The sequence below is a fragment of the Zoogloea sp. genome (assembly GCF_044344315.1).
Taxonomy (GTDB): Bacteria; Pseudomonadota; Gammaproteobacteria; order Burkholderiales; family Rhodocyclaceae; genus Zoogloea.
In genome coordinates this window covers 1-18,284 of the sequence record NZ_JBIJDC010000097.1, presented here as the reverse complement: position 1 = coordinate 18,284, position 18,284 = coordinate 1, and the positions used below count along the sequence as shown (strand labels likewise).

Annotated in this window: 17 protein-coding genes and 1 pseudogene; 15 read left to right on the top strand and 3 right to left on the bottom strand. The window is 68.1% G+C overall.

Translation table 11 applies throughout. From position 1 onward, the window contains the following. Window positions 1–385: pseudogene (locus ACIQ09_RS17460) on the top strand (allantoinase); the annotation flags it as partial. 43 nt (window positions 386–428) lie between these two features. Here ACIQ09_RS17460 and ACIQ09_RS17455 read toward each other — a convergent pair. Beyond that, window positions 429–1,091, bottom strand: a complete 663-nt coding sequence (locus ACIQ09_RS17455; protein WP_398312816.1) for a GntR family transcriptional regulator — start codon at window positions 1,089–1,091, stop codon at window positions 429–431. A 285-nt stretch (window positions 1,092–1,376) separates the two neighbouring features. On the opposite strand from ACIQ09_RS17455, the gene ACIQ09_RS17450 reads away from it, so the two are divergent. From ACIQ09_RS17450 to ACIQ09_RS17440, 3 genes are all read left to right on the top strand, one after another. Beyond that, window positions 1,377–2,741, top strand: a complete 1,365-nt coding sequence (locus ACIQ09_RS17450; RefSeq protein WP_398312813.1) for a C4-dicarboxylate transporter DctA — start codon at window positions 1,377–1,379, stop codon at window positions 2,739–2,741. 93 nt (window positions 2,742–2,834) lie between these two features. Further along, window positions 2,835–3,884, top strand: a complete 1,050-nt coding sequence (gene alc / locus ACIQ09_RS17445; protein ID WP_398312810.1) for an allantoicase — start codon at window positions 2,835–2,837, stop codon at window positions 3,882–3,884. Beyond that, complete coding sequence (locus ACIQ09_RS17440; protein WP_398312807.1) at window positions 3,881–4,381, top strand: ureidoglycolate lyase; 501 nt, start codon at window positions 3,881–3,883, stop codon at window positions 4,379–4,381. Before alc ends, ACIQ09_RS17440 begins: the two co-directional genes overlap by 4 nt. Window positions 4,382–4,619: 238 nt before the next feature. Here ACIQ09_RS17440 and ACIQ09_RS17435 read toward each other — a convergent pair whose 3' ends face one another. Then, window positions 4,620–5,321: a response regulator transcription factor gene (locus ACIQ09_RS17435; RefSeq protein WP_398312804.1), complete on the bottom strand. Its 702-nt coding sequence runs from the start codon at window positions 5,319–5,321 to the stop codon at window positions 4,620–4,622. A gap of 16 nt (window positions 5,322–5,337) precedes the next feature. Continuing rightward, the gene (locus tag ACIQ09_RS17430; RefSeq protein WP_398312801.1) at window positions 5,338–6,249 is read right to left on the bottom strand and encodes a DMT family transporter; all 912 of its coding nucleotides are present in this window, start codon (window positions 6,247–6,249) and stop codon (window positions 5,338–5,340) included. A 368-nt stretch (window positions 6,250–6,617) separates the two neighbouring features. On the opposite strand from ACIQ09_RS17430, the gene ACIQ09_RS17425 reads away from it, so the two are divergent. The 11 genes from ACIQ09_RS17425 to ACIQ09_RS17375 form a co-directional block, all read left to right on the top strand. Further along, window positions 6,618–8,141 (top strand): nucleobase:cation symporter-2 family protein, encoded by a 1,524-nt coding sequence (locus tag ACIQ09_RS17425; RefSeq protein ID WP_398312798.1) that lies wholly within the window; start codon window positions 6,618–6,620, stop codon window positions 8,139–8,141. Between the two features lie 111 nt (window positions 8,142–8,252). Further along, a complete protein-coding gene (locus tag ACIQ09_RS17420; RefSeq protein WP_398312795.1) occupies window positions 8,253–9,119 on the top strand; it encodes a hypothetical protein in 867 nt (288 codons plus the stop codon). Between the two features lie 118 nt (window positions 9,120–9,237). Continuing rightward, window positions 9,238–9,750 (top strand): AmiS/UreI family transporter, encoded by a 513-nt coding sequence (locus ACIQ09_RS17415; RefSeq protein ID WP_398312792.1) that lies wholly within the window; start codon window positions 9,238–9,240, stop codon window positions 9,748–9,750. Window positions 9,751–9,976: 226 nt separating this feature from the next. Continuing rightward, window positions 9,977–11,752 (top strand): glyoxylate carboligase, encoded by a 1,776-nt coding sequence (gene gcl, locus ACIQ09_RS17410; protein WP_398312789.1) that lies wholly within the window; start codon window positions 9,977–9,979, stop codon window positions 11,750–11,752. Between the two features lie 50 nt (window positions 11,753–11,802). Next, the gene (hyi, locus tag ACIQ09_RS17405) at window positions 11,803–12,576 is read left to right on the top strand and encodes a hydroxypyruvate isomerase (RefSeq protein ID WP_398312787.1); all 774 of its coding nucleotides are present in this window, start codon (window positions 11,803–11,805) and stop codon (window positions 12,574–12,576) included. Between the two features lie 49 nt (window positions 12,577–12,625). Continuing rightward, the gene (locus ACIQ09_RS17400; protein ID WP_398312784.1) at window positions 12,626–13,519 is read left to right on the top strand and encodes a 2-hydroxy-3-oxopropionate reductase; all 894 of its coding nucleotides are present in this window, start codon (window positions 12,626–12,628) and stop codon (window positions 13,517–13,519) included. 11 nt (window positions 13,520–13,530) lie between these two features. Beyond that, window positions 13,531–13,953 (top strand): DUF3830 family protein, encoded by a 423-nt coding sequence (locus tag ACIQ09_RS17395; protein ID WP_398312781.1) that lies wholly within the window; start codon window positions 13,531–13,533, stop codon window positions 13,951–13,953. Window positions 13,954–14,015: 62 nt separating this feature from the next. Continuing rightward, window positions 14,016–15,281, top strand: a complete 1,266-nt coding sequence (locus ACIQ09_RS17390; RefSeq protein WP_398312778.1) for a glycerate kinase — start codon at window positions 14,016–14,018, stop codon at window positions 15,279–15,281. A 116-nt stretch (window positions 15,282–15,397) separates the two neighbouring features. Then, window positions 15,398–15,820, top strand: coding sequence for a heme-binding protein (locus tag ACIQ09_RS17385; RefSeq protein WP_398312776.1), 423 nt, complete (start codon window positions 15,398–15,400; stop codon window positions 15,818–15,820). Then, a complete protein-coding gene (gene pyk, locus ACIQ09_RS17380; RefSeq protein ID WP_398312819.1) occupies window positions 15,820–17,253 on the top strand; it encodes a pyruvate kinase in 1,434 nt (477 codons plus the stop codon). Before ACIQ09_RS17385 ends, pyk begins: the two co-directional genes overlap by 1 nt. Window positions 17,254–17,416: 163 nt before the next feature. Continuing rightward, the coding region (locus tag ACIQ09_RS17375) for a LysR family transcriptional regulator (protein WP_398312773.1) at window positions 17,417–18,284 on the top strand (868 nt) is incomplete at its 3' end.

The following is an 18,284-nucleotide window of genomic DNA, read 5'->3' as shown; positions in this document are numbered from 1 at the left end:
CTTTCTTTATGACTCCGACTACTACGGCGACGACCTGCCCATCTGGACCGAGGTGCAGAAGAGCGACGGCAGCCGCGTGCCCCACCTGGTGGTGCCCTACACCCTCGACACCAACGACATGCGCTTTGCCCTGCCCCAGGGTTTCTCCCATGGCGACGAGTTCTTTGAATACCTGCGTGACGCCTTTGACGTGATGTACGCCGAGGGCGACGAGCGCCCGGCCATGCTCAGCGTCGGCATGCACTGCCGCCTGCTCGGCCGCCCCGGCCGCTTCAAGGCCCTGCTGCGCTTCCTCGACCACATCGAAAAACACGACCGGGTGTGGGTGTGCCGCCGGGTGGACATCGCGCGTCACTGGATTGAGCTACACCCCTTCCGACCCTGAGGTCGGGGCAGCTGCTTGGTGAGGCGACCCGGTCGCTGGCGTCTCAGACGATGATTCCCCACCAGCGCAGGGTCTGGTGGTAGTGATTGCGAACGGCCGCCGCTGCCAGGGTTTCATCGCCGCTGGCCAGTGCATCGAGGATGAGGAGGTGTTCTTCCATGGCCGGGATGATGCGATCCGGCAGAAGGGGGCGGGAATGTTGCATGACCGAGATGCGGTCCCGGTTGCGGGCGTAGATCTCGCGGGCGCTGTCGTTGTCGAGGGCCTCGGACAGGGCTGTATGGAGATCCCAGTCCACTTGCATGGCCTCCGCCTGCAGCTCGGAGGTGATGCCCTCCCGGGCGGCATCGAGGATGTGCCGATGGCTGGTGCGCAAGCCTTCAAAGCGACTGCCGGCGCCGGCCCGAACCAGTTCTCGCGCGCCTTCCTGGTCGAGGATCGTGCGCAGGTGGAAGCAATCCCGGATGAGCGCAGGAGAGGCTTCCATGACCGCCACGCCGCGCTTGGGCAGGATGCGCACCAGGGCTGCCGATTCGGCACGTTTCACCGCTTCACGCACCGGCGCCATGGGCATTTCGAGGATGCGCACGAGATCGGGCATGGAGACGAACTGTCCGGCGCGCAGCCCGCCGCGGGTGAGCAGATCCCGCAGCGCCAGGAAAGCCTTGTCGGCCATCAGCAGGCCGTCAGCATCGGGCATGTTCATGAGTGTTCCCCCTGTGTGGGCGCTGATTCTCACACCAAGGGGGGCGGTGGGCAAATATCAGATTGCATCAGGTAAATTTTTCAGAAGAAATTTTTATTGGAATTTTAGAAAAATCGTACGTAACATTTTACAGGAGATGTTTTTAAGCATCTTTGCGGGGCGCTCCATCAGGCGGCCTCTGCATTGATGGCCAGGGATGGGCGGGGCAAAAGCTTCCGTCATCGCCGTGGCACTCGAACGGCTTCCCTGCGGCGGCCACCTTCCATCCGGCTCACGAGGTACACCATGCGCACGCGCTTTTACAAGACTCTGTTCGGGCAGGTGGTCATTGCCCTCGTCCTGGGCATCATCGTCGGCGTCGTCTGGCCGGACTTCGCCGCCAAGCTCAAGCCCCTGGGTGACGGTTTCATCAAGCTGATCAAGATGATCATCGCGCCGCTGGTGTTCTGCGTGGTCGTACACGGCATCTGCAGTACCGGCGACCTCAAGAAGGTGGGCCGGGTCGGCGTCAAGGCGCTGCTGTATTTCGAGGTCGTCACCACCTTTGCGCTGGCACTGGGGGTGCTGCTGGCCTACGTCCTGCAGCCCGGCGTCGGCATGAACGTGGATCCCCACAGCCTCGATGCTTCGGCCATGGCCGGCTACGCCGAGCGGGTGACGCAGGCCACCAGCACAGTGGATTTCCTGCTCAAGCTGATCCCGACCACCTTTGCCGACGCCTTCGCCAAGGGCGACATCCTGCAGGTGCTATTGCTGGCGATCCTGTTCGGCTGCGCCGTGGCCGCCCTGGGGGAGCGGGGTCGGCCGGTGACCCTGGCAATCGACAGCCTGGCCCATGTGTTCTTCAAGGTGATCGGCTACATCGTCAAGCTGGCGCCCCTGGGCGTGCTCGGGGCCATCGCCTTCACGGTGGGCAAATACGGCATCGGATCGCTCAAGCAGCTGGGCATGCTGGTGGTGCTGTTCTATCTGACCTGCGCGATATTCGTGGTCTTCGTGCTGGGCTTCATCCTGCGCCTGGCCGGTTTTGACATCTTCAAGCTGCTCCGCTACCTGCGGGAGGAACTGTTGGTGGTGCTGGGTACCGCGTCGTCCGACTCCGTGCTGCCGCAGGTCATGCGCAAGCTCGAACTCATGGGCATCAAGAACTCCACTGTCGGCCTGGTGATCCCCACCGGCTATTCCTTCAACCTGGACGGCTTCTCCATCTATCTGACCCTGGCTGCGGTGTTCATCGCCCAGGCCACCAACACACCGCTGTCCTTGCCCGACCTGCTCACGATCCTGGCGATCTCCCTGGTGACCTCGAAGGGGGCCCATGGGGTGCCGGGGTCGGCCATCGTGATTCTTGCCGCGACCCTCTCGGCGGTGCCGGCGATCCCCGCCATCGGTCTGGTGCTGGTGCTGTCGGTGGACTGGTTCATGGGCATGGCCCGGGCACTCACCAACATGGTCGGCAACTGCGTTGCCACCGTTGTTGTCGGTGTCTGGGAAAAGGACATCGACCGTGAGCGGGCCTTGAGCGTGCTCAATGGCGAGATCAAGGTGGACCTCAACGCGGTGCCCGTTGCCGCCCTCGCCGATGAACGCGAGGCCCTGGTGGCTGCCGGTCCCTTGGCCGCGTCGCAGGAGTTGGCCTCACGTAGCTGATCGTATTGCATATGGTGCTGCGATGACCGGTGCCATGACGTGTCTTCATTATTCAACCAGGCGTTCGCCGCCCGTTCCAGAAAGGATTCCTCCATGGCCAGCCATACTCCCGGCGCCCCCGTTTTCGCCCCCCCTGCCGACCTGCCCGACTGGGCCCTGCGGTCGGTGGATCTCGCCAACCCGCGCCTCGGCGCCAAGGCCCTGTTCGCCTCCGACGACTTCTTTGCCGAAGTGGCGCGCATGCTCAACCCGGAGCCGGCCCAGTTCGTGCCCGGCAAGTTCGACACCAACGGCAAGTGGATGGATGGCTGGGAGTCGCGCCGCAAGCGCGTCGCCGGCCACGACTGGGCGCTGCTCAAGCTGGGCGTGAAGGGGGTGATCCGCGGGTTTGACGTGGACACCAGCCACTTCACCGGCAACTACCCGCCGGCCGTGTCCATCGAGGCCACGGTGTCGGCCAGCGACGACGTGGACAGCCTTAAAGGCGCGAGCTGGACCGAGATCCTGCCCGCCACGCCCCTCGGCCCCAACAGCCACCACCTCATCGAATGTGCCAGCAGCGAGGCCTGGACCCACCTGCGGGTCAACATCTACCCGGATGGCGGCATCGCCCGCCTGCGCGTGTATGGCCGCCCGGTGGGCTCCCTCGAAACCCTCGGCCCCGATGCCGTGATCGACCTGGTGGCCATGGAGAACGGCGGCCGCGCCGTGTCGTGGAACGACGCCAGCTTCGGCTCCACCGTGGCCGCCCTGATGCTCCCCGGCCGTGGCCAGAACATGGGTGACGGCTGGGAGACCCGCCGCCGCCGCGAGCCGGGCAACGACTGGTGCGTGCTTGAGCTGGGCGCCCCCGGCACGGTGGAGCGGATTGAGGTGGACACCGCCTTCTTCAAGGGCAACTACCCCGACCGCTGCTCCATCCAGGCCGCGTATGTGACCGGCGGCACCGACCGCTCCATCACCACCCAGTCCATGTTCTGGCAGACTCTTTTGCCCGAACAGAAGCTGCAGATGGATGCCGTGCACAGCTTCAGCGACGAGATCGCCCGGCTCGGCCCCATCACCCACGTGCGTTTCAACATCTTCCCCGACGGTGGCGTGTCGCGCCTGCGCCTGTGGGGCAAGGTGACCAGGGGGGCATGATGGACGCCATCACCCTGCGCCCGGAGCCTCTGACCCGCGAGGCCTTCGCCCCCTTCGGCGACGTCATCGAGGCCAGCGACGCGGTGCGCCACTTCACCATCAACGCCGGCAACACCGAGCGTTACCACGACCTGGCCGCCATCGAACCGGGGCCCGACGGCAAGGTGATCGTCTCCATCTTCCGCGGTCTGCCCCGCAGCCTGCCTTTTGCGGTGGAGATGATGGAGCGCCACCCCCTGGGCAGCCAGGCCTTCGTGCCCCTGTCCGGCAAGCCCTATCTGGTCGTTGTTGCCCCGGCCGGTGCCCCGCCGGGCGTGGACGAGCTGCGGGTCTTCCTGGCCCGCGGCGACCAGGGCGTCAACTACGCCACCGGCGTCTGGCACCACCCCTTGCTGGCACTGGAAACGGTGTGTGACTTCCTGGTGGTGGACCGCAGCGGCACCGCGCCCAACTGCGATGAAGTGACCATCGACCCGCCGGGCCTGATCGTGGCCTGAGCGCACCCACCTTTCTCCCTCGCAGCACCCTTCCACCGCCGGGCCTTCAGCCCGGCGTTTTTGTGTGCGACGGCCTCTCCTGAACGGGCGACTTGCACGAGCGACTTGCACGGGCGACTTGTAGGGGCGATTTGTAGGGGCGACTTGTAGGGGCGACTTCAGTCGCCCATCCGCGCGTTGATCACAGGCATGCCGCTGATCGAAGTCTGCGGGCGACTGAAGTCGCCCCCACAGTCCTTCAGCCGGAGACCTGTGGCTGCCCCCCGCGCCACACCAGCGGGTCGCCCCAGGCCTGGCCGCAGACGAGCGCGGGGCGAGTGTCGGCTTCGTCCGCCAGGTCGGCGTACTGGCGGACGAGCTGGGCCAGGGAGTCGGTTTCGAGCTTGCTGGCCAGGCGGGCGCGGTGGACTTCGATGGTGCGGGGGGAGACGGCCAGGGCGCGGGCGATCTCCTTGTTGGTGAGGCCGGCCACCACCATCCCCAGCACTTCCCTTTCCCGTTCGGACAAGCGCGTATAGAGGCTGCGGGCATGACGGGCCTGGCGCTGGCGCTGGTGCTGCAGCACGTGGCTGCCAACGGCCTTGCGCACCGCGTCGCGCAATGGGGCTTCCTCAAGGGGCAGGGTGAGAAAGTCGCAGGCGCCGGCCTTGAAGGCGCGCCGGCAGTGGTCCACGCTGGCCTGTGCGGCCAGTACGATCACCGGCAGGTCGACGCCATGGGCCACCAGGCGGGTGAGCAGGCCCAGCCCGTCGCCCGCCGGGCCGCATTCGACGAGCACCACCCCCGTGTCTTCGATGTCCAGGCCGGCCAGGCAGGCGTCCGGGCTGGACCAGTGCCGGAAGCCGAAACCGAGGCTGCCGGCGAGCCGGGCAAGCGCCTCCAGAAGGGCGGGATCGGTGGCGACAAGGTGCAGGACAGGGGGCGCGGCGAGGCTGTGCATGGCGGTTCCGGTGAGGCTAGGCGGACGTGGAGGAGGGCGGGCGGCGGCGCAGGCCGGCCAGACTCAGCTGCACCAGGGCGGCGCCGATCAGCAGCATGCCGGCCAGCTCCGCCGGGCTGGGGCGCTCATCCAGCTGGATCCAGCCGGCGAGCACACCGATGGCGGGAATGCCCAGGGCCGACAGCCCGGCCACCGCGGCGGGCAGGTGTTGCAGCACATACAGCCACAGCAGCCAGGCCAGAGCGGTGGCGCACAGTGCATTGAAGATCAGCGCCCCGTAGAAGAAGGGCGTGGCGTCGATGGGATGGGACGGGGTGAGCAGGGCCACCGCGCACAGGGCCAGGGCGCCGAACAGCATCTGCCAGGCGGTGAGGGCCAGCAGGTCCACGGTGTGGCGCTGGCGCAGGCGCTTGGCCACCACCGTCGCCAGGGCCCAGCACAGGCCGCCGCCCGTGGCCAGCAGGTTGCTCAGGGGGCTGCCCTTCATGGCCCAGGGCTCCAGGATCAACAGCAGCCCGCCGGCGGCCACGGCGGTGGCGATCCACTGGGCGCGGCCGATGCGTTCGCCCAGCAGCCACGCGGCCAGGGGGGCGAGCCAGAAGGGCATGGTGTAGACCAGCACCGCCGTCTTGCCGGCGCCGCCGGCCACCAGGGCCCACTGGATCAACAGGGTGAAGGCGGCCGTCTGGAGCAGGCCCAGTAGCACGACCGGCAAGCCCACCGGCAGCCCCAGCGGGCGGCGCAGGACGAGCATGGCCACAAACAGGGATGCCGCCCCCAGCAGGGTGCGGATGGCCGAGAAGTCGAGGGGCGAAGCCAGGGGCACCACCTGTTTCATGACCACCCAGTTGTAGCCCCAGATCAGGGACAGCAGGGCCAGAGCCAGGGCGGCCGGGCGGGCTGATCGGGCAGGGCGGGTGGGTTCCATGGAGACTTATGCAAATACGGATAGTGGGTCGATGAAATACGCCGGAAAAGCGTCTTGCAGGCGCCTTCGGGCCGGGAGGACAGCCGAAGAATACCCAGATGAGGCTTACGGAGCAGCCATGCACCGCGCCGCGGCCTGGCGGTGGAGCGGTGGCGGGATGCGGGCATAGGTTGAAAGCAACTGAATCAAAAGGGAAAAATTTCTGATGCGACGCAATAATATCGATTCGCTTATTCCGCTTATCAGAACTCCCGCCAGCCGTCGCCGGTCGTGCCCCCTACACTGGGTTCAGATCCAGGCCGCCCGTCGGCCGGATATCCGGTCAGCGCCCGCAGAGGCGCTTACGCACACAAAAGAAGGAGACCTCCATGTCGGAGTATTCAAAGGCAGGAATCACCCCACCGGTTGATCCGGTCGACGAGCGCCTGCCCGTCGACCGCCTGTTCACCCTGGGTTTGCAGCATGTGCTGGTGATGTATGCGGGGGCGGTGGCGGTGCCGCTGATCGTCGGCCGGGCCCTCAAGCTGAGCCCCGACCAGGTGGCCATGCTGATCTCTGCCGACCTGTTCTGTTGCGGCCTGGTCACCCTGATCCAGTCCCTCGGGTTTGGCCGTCACTTCGGCATCAAGCTGCCGGTGATGATGGGCGTCACCTTTGCCGCCGTCGGCCCCATGGTGGCCATGGCCAATGTGCAGGCCGGGCCCGAAGGCGCCCGGGCGATCTTCGGCGCGATCATCGGCGCCGGCCTCATCTCCATGGCCATCGCCCCGCTGATGAGCCGGCTGCTGCGTTTCTTCCCGCCGGTGGTCACCGGCACCATCATCGCCATCATCGGAATCAGCCTGATGCGCGTGGGCATCGGCTGGGCCATGGGCGGCCCGGCCCCCACCGCCCAGAGCGTTGACGTGCCCAAGCTGGTTGCCATGGTGGATGCCGCCAAGGCCAGGGCCGCCGAAACCGCCGCAAGCCTTCCCCCCGGCGCCAGCGCCCCGGAAATGAAGCTGCCCGGCCCGGTGCCCATGAAGGACAACCCCAACTACGGTGCCCTCGACAACATGGGCGTGGCCGCCTTCGTGCTGGTGGTGATCCTGCTGCTGGTGCGTTATGGCCGGGGTTTCGTGGCCAACATCGCGGTGCTGCTGGGCATCGTCATCGGCTGTTTCGTGGCGGCGGGCATGGGCAAGATGCACTTCGACAAGGTGGCCCAGGCCCACTGGGTGGATATCGTCACCCCCTTCGCCTTCGGCATGCCCACCTTCGACCTGGTCATGGTGCTGACCATGACCCTGGTGATGATCGTGGTGATGATCGAATCCACCGGCATGTTCCTGGCGCTGTCCGAGATCACCGGCCGCAAGATCAGCCAGCGTGACCTCTCCGCCGGTCTGCGCACCGACGGCCTGGGCACCCTGATCGGCGGCCTGTTCAACACCTTTCCCTACACCAGCTTCTCCCAGAACGTGGGCCTGGTGGGTGTTACCGGGGTGAAGAGCCGCTGGGTCTGCGTGGCCGCCGGCATCATCATGCTGGTGCTGGGCATGCTGCCCAAGATGGCCGCCCTGGTGGAATCGGTGCCCACCTTCGTGCTCGGCGGCGCCGGCCTGGTGATGTTCGGCATGGTGGCCGCCACCGGCATCCGCATCCTCGCCAATGTGGATTTCAAGACCAACCGCAACAACCTCTACATCGTCGCCATCTCCATCGGCGCCGGCATGATCCCCCTGGTGGCCCCGCGCTGGACCCAGCAGATGGCCCACAGCCTGCACCCCCTGCTGGAGTCCGGCATCCTGCTCACCTCCATCGCCGCCGTGGCCCTCAACGTCTACTTCAACGGCGGCAAGGCCGACGAGGCCGGCGCCATCGAGGCCGCCAAGGCCGCCGAAGCCCACTAGCCACCCCCGGCATACCCACAGTACCCCGGCCAGCTCTCCCGTCCGCCCGCCCTCACCGGCGCGGCGGCAGGGGGCGGCCGTCTCAAAAAAATAGACGAGGAGACAAGAAGCATGATCGCCAACGCCCGCTGCATCGCCGCTGCCCTGGCCCTGAGCGCCGCCCTGGCCACCCCGGCCGTGGCCGCCACCTGGAACGACACCTTCCTGGGCTACCGCTACGGCACCCAGTTCCACGAGCCCAACAACACCCGGGACGTGCGCAAGCACGTGCTGCAATTCACCCACGCCAGCGGCTACGCCACCGGCCAGAACTTCGTCAATCTGGACATCCTCCAGTCCGACAGGAACGACCCCATCAGCGGCGGCGACTCCGGCGCCACCGAGTTCTACCTCACCTACCGCCACCAGCTGCACCTGGGCAAGCTGCTGGACAAGGACCTGTCCTTCGGGCCGATCAAGGAGGTGGCCTTCACCGGCGGCTTCGACCTCAACACCAAGAACACCCGCTTTGCCCCGCGCAAGCGCCTGGTGGTGGCCGGCCCGACTCTCAAGTTCGACGTGCCTGGTTTTCTCGACGTGAGCCTGCTGGCCGGCAAGGAGTGGAACCACTGCGGCCTGGGCGCCCCGGCCTGCCCGGAGGCCAGCATTGCCTTCGACCCCCAGCTGATCCTCAGCGTGGCCTGGGGCATTCCCTTCCAGGCCGGGCCCTTGCCCCTCAAGTTCCAGGGCTTCCTCAACTACAACACCGCCAAGGGCCGCGACTACGCCCGGGTCAAGACCGAGGCCGAGACTCTGATGCGCACCTCGCTGATGGTGGATGTGGGCCAGATGACGGGCAGCCGGAAGAACACCCTGCTGGCCGGGGTGGGCTACGAGATGTGGCTCAACAAGTTCGGCAACCACGCGAACGCCGCTGGCGTGACCAAGCCGGGCATCAACACCTACGCGCCCACCCTGCAGCTCGAATGGCATTTTTGAGCCCCCGGCCGGACTGCGCCCGGCCCGCCCCCCGAGGGGGCCACCGGAAAGCTTGGGGCGGCCCGGCGCTTTCCGGTGTGGTGCCTCCGTTCGGGCCGGCACACTCGGAGACCCACACATGTTGCTCGGACTGGCCCTGTTCTACGTGGGGGCCGTGCTCATCCTCAATGGCCTGTGGATGCTCGGCCGCATCGGTGACCGGGAGATCCCCGTCATCAACCTGTTTGCCGGCGGGCTGAGCCTGCTGGTGGCCCTCAAGCTGGCCTTCGGCGATGGCGCCGACCTGGCCTCGGTGAAGGCGGCGGCCCTGTCCCTGCTGTTCTCCTTCACCTACCTGTGGGTGGCCATCAACCGCTACAGCGGCGCCGATGGCCGCGGGCTGGGCTGGTTCAGCCTGTTCGTGGCCATCACCGCGGTGCCGGTGGCCGCCGACGCCCTGCACATCGCCAGCACGCCCGGTGAGTGGTGGCTGGGGCTGTCGTGGGTGGCCTGGTCGATACTCTGGCTGATGTTCTTCCTGATGCTCGCCCTCGGCCGCCCCCTGGCCCGCCCGACCGCCTGCATGGCCATCGGGCAAGGGGTACTGACCGGGTGGCTGCCGGGTTACTTGCTGCTGACGGGGGGGCTGTAGCTGTGCGAGAGGGGCCTTTGTTCCACCTTGGATTGGCCGGGGCGAAATCCCGGCCAATCCAACTCAAAACAACGGAAAGCCCCCCAGCAAAGCCCCCCCCCAGAAAAAGCCCCCACTCCATACCAAAAGTATCGAAAGAACCGACCCCGCCGGCAATTCAAACGGGATCCCCGAATCCCTAAGCTGTCCTCATCGATCCATCGGACAGACCTACAAGGAGACACAAATGGCCCGAATGAGAGCAGTGGATGCCGCCGCCGCGGTGATGCGCAGGGAAGGCGTGGAGACCGTTTTTGGCGTGCCCGGCGCCGCCATCAACCCCCTTTACTCGGCGATGCGGAAGGATGGTGGCTTCAAGCACATCCTCGCCCGCCACGTGGAGGGTGCGTCGCACATGGCCGAGGGCTTCACCCGGGCCAGGGCCGGCAACCTGGGGGTGTGCATCGGCACCTCCGGCCCGGCCGGCACCGACATGATCACCGGCCTGTACTCGGCCTCGGCGGATTCCATCCCCATCCTGTGCATCACCGGCCAGGCCCCCCGCGCCCGCCTGTACAAGGAAGACTTCCAGGCGGTGGACATTGAATCCATCGCCAAGCCGGTGACCAAGTGGGCGGTGACGGTGCGTGAGCCGGCCCTGGTGCCCCGGGTGTTCCAGCAGGCCTTCCACATCATGCGTTCCGGCCGCCCCGGCCCGGTGCTCATCGACCTGCCCTTTGACGTGCAGATGGCCGAGATCGAGTTCGACATCGACACCTACGCGCCCCTGCCCCTGCACAAGCCGGCGGCCACCCGCGCCCAGGCCGAGAAGGCCATGGCCATGCTGAATGCCGCCGAACGCCCGCTGATCGTGGCCGGTGGCGGGGTGATCAATGCCGATGCGGCGGCCCGCCTGCAGGAGTTCGCCGAGCTCACCGGCGTGCCGGTGATCCCCACCCTGATGGGCTGGGGTTCCATCCCCGACGATCACCCGCTGATGGCCGGCATGGTCGGGCTGCAGACCGCCCACCGCTACGGCAACGCGACGATGCTGGCCTCCGACTTCGTGATCGGCATCGGCAACCGCTGGGCCAACCGCCACACCGGCTCGGTGGAGGTGTACACCGATGGCCGCAAGTTCGTGCATATCGACATCGAACCCACCCAGATCGGCCGGGTGTTCGGGCCCGACTACGGCATCGTCTCGGATGCCGGCGCGGCCCTCGACCAGCTCATCGCCGTGGCCCGGGAGATGAAGGCGGCGGGCACGCTGCCCTGCCGCCGCACCTGGGCTGCTGCCTGCCAGGAGCGCAAGCGCAGCCTGCTGCGCAAGACCCACTTCGACGCCACGCCCATGAAGCCCCAGCGCGTGTACGAAGAGATGAACAAGGCCTTCGGCCAGGACACCTGCTATGTCAGCACCATCGGCCTGTCGCAGATCGCCGCCGCCCAGTTTCTGCACGTGTACAAGCCGCGCCACTGGATCAACTGCGGCCAGGCCGGCCCCCTCGGCTGGACCATCCCGGCGGCCCTCGGCGTGTGTGCCGCCGACCCCCAGCGCAAGGTGGTGGCCATCTCCGGCGACTACGACTTCCAGTTCATGATCGAAGAGCTGGCCGTCGGCGCCCAGTTCAAGCTGCCCTATCTGCACGTGGTGGTGAACAACGCCTACCTGGGCCTGATCCGCCAGTCCCAGCGCGGCTTCGACATGGACTACTGCGTGCAGCTGGCCTTCGAGAACATCAACGCCCCCGAGACCGAAGGCTACGGCGTCGATCACGTGACCGTGGTGGAAGGCCTGGGCTGCAAGGCCATCCGCGTGCGCCAGGCCGAAGAGATCCTGCCCGCCTTCGCCCAGGCCCGCGCCTGGATGGAGGCGTTCCGCGTGCCGGTGGTCGTCGAGATCATCCTCGAGCGGGTGACCAACATCTCCATGGGCACCGAGATCAACGCCATCAACGAGTTCGAGGCCCTGGCCGAGAGCGGCGCCGATGCTCCCACCGCCATCGCCCTGCTGGATTGAACGATTTGCCCCGGGCGGCTGAAGCCGCCCCTACATGGAGTACACAGACCATGCCGAGATTTGCTGCCAACCTGTCCATGCTGTTCACCGAGCTGCCCTTCCTGGAGCGCTTCGGTGCCGCCGCCGCGGCTGGTTTCAAAGGGGTGGAATACCTCTTTCCTTACCCCTTCAAGAAGGAAGACCTGGCCGCCGAGCTGGCCCGCCACGGCCTCGTCCAGGTGCTGCACAACCTGCCCGCCGGCAACTGGGAAGCCGGCGAGCGGGGCATTGCCTGCCACCCCGACCGGGTTGGCGAGTTCCGCGACGGGGTGGGCCAGGCCATCGAGTACGCCACCGCCCTGGGCTGCACCCAGGTCAACTGCCTGGCCGGCATTGCACCCGTGGGCGTCAGCCCCGAGCTGCTGCGCTACACCCTGGTGAGCAACCTGCGCTACGCCGCCGGCCAGCTCAGGGAGGCGGGCATCCGCCTGCTCATCGAGCCCATCAACACCTTCGACATCCCGGGCTTCTACCTCAGTCGCACGGCCCAGGCCGCGGAAATCCTGGATGAAGTGAGCGCCGACAACCTCTTCATCCAGTACGACCTCTACCACGCCCAGCGCATGGAGGGCGAGCTGGCCGCCACCGTGGCCCGCCACCTGCCGCGCATCGCCCACATCCAGCTGGCCGACAACCCGGGCCGCCACGAGCCCGGCTCCGGCGAGATCAACTACCCCTGGCTGCTGCGCCACATCGACGGCCTGGGCTACACCGGCTGGATCGGCTGCGAATACAAGCCCGCCACCACCACCGCTGAGGGCCTGGGCTGGCTCGACGCCTTCTGACGCATCCCCACCCCAACGCCACCCACGACAACAACACAGGAGACACCCCATGGCACACATCGGATTCATCGGCCTCGGCATCATGGGCGCCCCCATGGCCGGCCACCTCATCGCCGCCGGCCACACGGTTTACACCCACACCCACGGCGCCACCCCGGCCGCCCTGATCGAAGCCGGCGCCCGCCTGTGCACCCGTGGTGCCGAGGTAGCCCGCCAGGCCGACATCATCATCACCATGGTGCCCGACACCCCCCACGTGGAAGACGCCCTGTTCAACCCCGAAGGCGTCGCCGCCGGCCTGACACCGGGCAAGATCGTGGTGGACATGAGCTCCATCTCCCCGGTGGCCACCAAGGACTTCGCCCGCCGCATCAACGCCCTGGGTTGTGAATACCTGGACGCCCCCGTGTCCGGCGGTGAGGTGGGCGCCAAGGCCGCCAGCCTGACCATCATGGTCGGCGGCAGCGAGGCCGCCTTCGCCAAGGTCCGGCCCCTGTTCGAGCTGATGGGCAAGAACATCACCCTGGTGGGCGGCAACGGCGACGGCCAGATCACCAAGGTGGCCAACCAGATCATCGTGGCCCTGACCATCGAGGCCGTGGGCGAAGCCCTGCTGCTGGCCGCCAAGGCCGGCGCCAACCCGGCCAAGGTGCGCGAGGCCCTGATGGGCGGCTTTGCCAACTCCCGCATCCTCGAGGTGCACGGCGAGCGCATGGTCAAGCGGACCTTCGACCCGGGCTTCCGCATCGAGCTGCACCAGAAGGACCTCAACCTGGCCCTGACCACCGGCCGCCAGCTGGGGGTGCCCCTGCCCAACACCGCCACCGCCCAGGAGCTGTTCAACGCCTGCGCGGCCCACGGCGGCGGCGGCTGGGACCACTCGGCCCTGGTGCGCGCCCTGGAGAAGATGGCCAACTTCGAGATCGGCCAGCAGGCCGCCTGAGGGACACCGCCATGCGCCATCTCGCCATCGAAGTGGGCTCCCGGCGCTTCGTCGCCCGCCTGGAAGAGGAGGCGGCGCCCCGCACCTGCGCCGCCTTCCTCAAGATGCTGCCCTTCTCCAACCAGGTCATCCATTCCCGCTGGAGCGGCGAGGCGGTGTGGGTGCCCCTGGCCGACTTCGACACCGGCCTGGATTTCGAGAACCACACCAGCCACCCCTCCCGGGGCGACGTGCTGCTCTACCCGGGGGGCTTTTCGGAGACGGAGATCCTGTTTGCCTACGGCAGCTGCCGCTTTGCCAGCAAGATGGGGCAACTGGCGGGCAATCACTTCCTGACCGTGGTAGAAGGCAGCGAGCAGCTCATGGACATGGGCCGCGAAGTGCTGTGGAAGGGCGCCCAGTGGGTGCGCTTCACCGATCTGGGCAAGCGCTGAAAGCGCAGCATCCCGTGGGGTCGAATTCATTCGACCTCCTCCCTCCAACAACAGGACCGACCATGACCCACGCCTCTCCCCGCGATCTGCTCCAGGCCCTCTTCGCCGCGGCGGTGAATGCCGCCCAGCCGGAGCACTGCATCCCCCGCTTCCTGCCGGCACCGCCCAAGGGCCGCACCCTGGTGATCGGGGCCGGCAAGGCCTCGGCGGCCATGGCCCGGGTGCTGGAGCAGCACTGGCCGGGTGAGCTGTCGGGCCTGGTGGTTACCCGTTACGGCTACGCCGTGCCCTGCGAGCGCATCGAGATCGTCGAGGCCGCCCACCCGGTGCCCGACGCCGCCGGCCGCGAAGCCGCCGGGCGCATCCTGGCCCTGGTGCAGGGCCTCGGCCCCGATGATCTGGTGATCTGCCTGATCTCCGGTGGTGGCTCGGCCCTGCTGCCCCTGCCCGGCGAGGGCGTCAGCCTGGAGGACAAGCAGGCCATCAACCGGGCCCTGCTCAAGTCCGGCGCCACCATCTCGGAGATGAACTGCGTGCGCCGCCACCTCTCGGCCATCAAGGGGGGACGCCTGGCGGCGGCCTGCCACCCGGCCCTGGTGCTCAATCTGCTGATCTCCGACGTGCCCGGCGACAACCCCATGGACATCGCCTCCGGCCCCACCGTGGCCGACACCACCACCTGCGCCGACGCCCTGGCCATCGTGCGCCGCTACGCCATCGACCTGCCGTTCGGCGCCCGTGCCCTGCTGGAGAGCGGCCGTGGCGAGACGGTGAAGCCGGGCGATCCACGCCTCGCCGGGGTCGAGACCCACCTGATCGCCACCCCCCAGATGGCCCTGGAGGCCGCTGCCGATGTGGCCCGGGCCGCCGGCATCACCCCCGTGGTGCTGGGCGACAGCATCGAGGGCGAGGCCCGCGACGTGGGCAAGGTGATGGCCGCCATCGCCCTGCAGGTCAAGCGCCACGGCCAGCCGGTGGCCGCGCCCTGCGTGCTGCTCTCCGGTGGTGAAACCACCGTCACCGTGCGCGGCAACGGCCGTGGCGGGCGCAACGTGGAGTTCCTGCTGTCCCTGGCGGTGGCCCTCGACGGCGCCGCCGGCATCCACGCCGTGGCCGGCGACACCGACGGGGTGGACGGCCTGGAGGAGATCGCCGGCGCCCTGGCCACCCCCGACACCCTGTCCCGCGCCTGGGCGAAGGGCATCCGCCCCCGCGACAGCCTGGACAACAACGACGGCCACGGCTTTTTCGAGGCCCTGGGCGACAGCCTGATCACCGGGCCCACCCTCACCAACGTCAACGACTTCCGCGCCATTCTGATTTTGTAGGGGCGGTTTCAACCGCCCGCGGACGCCGATCCACCACCTGCCCTGGGCGGCTGAAGCCGCCCCTACAGCTCCGCGGACGCAGATTCCGCCCGAACACACCCAAAGAGGAGACACCCATGAAACAGATCCAGTCCCTGACCCTGGACGACGTCAAACACATCGCTGCGGCGGCCGAGTCCGAGGCCCGGGCCTGCGGCTGGGCGGTGAGCATTGCCGTGTGTGATGCCGGCGGCCACCCCCTGTGGCTGCAGCGCATGGACGGCGCCCCCCTGATGAGTGCCGCCGTGGCCCCCGAGAAGGCCCGCACCAGCGTGCTCAGTGGCCGGCCCAGCAAGGCCTTCGAGGACATGGTCAACAACGGCCGCATTGCTGCCCTGGCCATGCCGGTGGTGCCCCTGGAAGGCGGCGAGCCCATCATCGTCGACGGGCTGGTGATCGGCGCGGTGGGGGTCTCCGGCGTCAAGGCCGGCGAGGACGCCCAGGTGGCCCGGGCCGGCGTGGCCGCCCTGGCGCGGGGCATGGAAAGGCAGGTGGCATGATGCATCGCGCCCGCCGCTCCCGTATCCTGGCCACCCTCGGGCCGGCCAGCTCCACCCTCGAACGCATCCGCGAGCTGGCCCAGGCCGGCGCCGACGTGTTCCGCCTCAACTTCAGCCACGGCGCCCACGCCGACCACGCCGAGCGCTACCACCAGATCCGCCAGGTGGAGGCCGAACTGGGCCGCCCCATCGGTGTGCTGATGGACCTGCAGGGCCCCAAGCTGCGGGTCGGCCGCATGGCCGGCGGCAAGGTGATGCTCACGGCCGGCCAGCCCTTCCGCCTCGACCTGGACCCGGCCGAGGGCGACGCCACCCGCGCCGGCCTGCCCCATCCGGAGATCTTCGCCGCCCTGGAAGCCGGCACCGAGCTGCTGCTCGACGACGGCAAGCTGCGTCTGCGGGTGGAGCGCTTCGGCGCTGACTTCGCCGAGACCACTGTGCTGGTGGGCGGCCCCCTGTCGGATCGCAAGGGGGTCAATGTGCCGGGCGTGGTGCTGCCCATCTCCCCTCTCACCGCCAAGGACCGGGCCGACCTGGCCTTTGGTCTGGCGCTGGGCGTGGACTGGGTGGCCCTGTCCTTCGTGCAGCGCCCGGAGGACATCCGCGAGGCCCGCGAGCTGATTGGCGACCAGGCCTGGATCATGGCCAAGCTCGAGAAGCCCGCTGCCATCGAGCACCTGGACGCCATCGTGGCCCTCGCCGACGGGGTGATGGTGGCCCGCGGCGACCTGGGCGTCGAGCTGCCGCCCCAGCAGGTGCCGGTGCTGCAGCGGCGCATCGTGCGCGCCGCCCGCAAGGCCGGCCGCCCGGTGGTGGTGGCCACCCAGATGCTCGAATCCATGATCACCGCCCCCGTGCCCACCCGGGCCGAAGCTTCCGACGTGGCCACCGCGGTGTACGAAGGCGCCGACGCGGTGATGCTGTCCGCCGAGTCGGCGTCGGGCCAATACCCGGTGGAGGCGGTGAGCATCATGGACCGCATCATCGGTGAGGTGGAGCGCGACCCCGCCTGGCGCACCGAGCTGGAGGCCGGCCATACCCCGGCCGAGGCCAACACCCCGGACGCCATCTGCTGCGCCCTGCGCCGGGTGGCCGAACTGCTGGAGCCCGCCGCCACCGTGGCCTTCACCAGCTCCGGCTTCAGCGCCCTGCGCGCCAGCCGCGAGCGCCCGATGGCCCCTATCCTGGCCCTCACCCCGCGCCAGACCACCGCCCGCCGCCTGGCCCTGGCCTGGGGCGTGATACCCGTGCCCTTTGACGAAGTGCATGACGTGGGCGAGATGATCACCCACGCCACCGCCGCCGCCCGCCAGGCCGGCGTGGCCAGACCCGGCGACACCGTCATCGTCGTCGCCGGCCTGCCCTTCGGCCAGCAAGGCAGCACCAACCTGCTCCACGTGGCGCGCGTGCCAGAAGTGCAGGAGACCCTGTAGGCGCGACTTGTAGGGGCGACTTGTAGGGGCGACTTGTAGGGGCGACTTGTAGGGGCGACTTCAGTCGCCCATCACGCGTGGATCACAGGCATGCCCCCTGATCGGAGCCCGCGGGCGGCCGAAGCCGCCCCGACACCCCATCACCCCGACATGGAGTCTTCCCATGGACCGCTACACCGAACTGCGCAGCTTTGTCCTGGTGGCCGAAAAGGGCAGCTTCGCCGCCGCCGCCCTGGTCGAGCAGGTCACCCCGGTGGTCATGGGGCGCCGCCTGGACGCCCTGGAGGCGCGTCTCGGCGTGCGCCTGATGCACCGCTCCACCCGCGGCCTGCACCTCACCGACCTGGGTGAGCAATACTTGGAGCAGGCCCGCCAGCTGCTACGCGACTTTGACGAGGTGGACGCCAGCATCAGCGCCGGCCGCCACACCGTGCGCGGGCACCTGGTGGTGTCCGCCCCCGCCGCCTTCGGCCGCCGCCACGTGGCCCCCCACGGCCCCGGCTTCCAGGCCCTGCACCCGGACATCAAGCTGTCCTTCAACCTCACCGACAGCGTGGTGGACCTGGTGCGCGAAGGCTACGACATGGGTATCCGCATCGGCGAAGTCACCGACCCCAACTACGTGGCCGTGCGCCTCTATCCCAACCGCCGCGTGGTCTGCGGCACCCCCGCCTATTTCGCCCGCCATGGCACCCCCCGCAGCCTGGAAGACCTGGCCGACCACAACTGCCTGGCCTTCAACCTTCAGGGCGGCCAGCAGCGCGGCTGGTCCTTCCGCAAGGACGGCAAGCCCGTCGCCCTGCGCGTCAGCGGCAACCTGGACTGCAACGACGGCGAACTGCTCTACGACTGGGTCAAACAAGGCCTCGGCATCGGCTGGCGCTCCACCTGGGAGATCGAAGGCGAACTCAAACGTGGCGAGCTCGTCACCGTGCTGGACGACTTCGCACTGAGTGCCTACGACATCCAGGCGGTGTACCCCCAGCAACGCTATTTGCCGGCGAAGGTGCGGCACTTCATGGATTATTTGA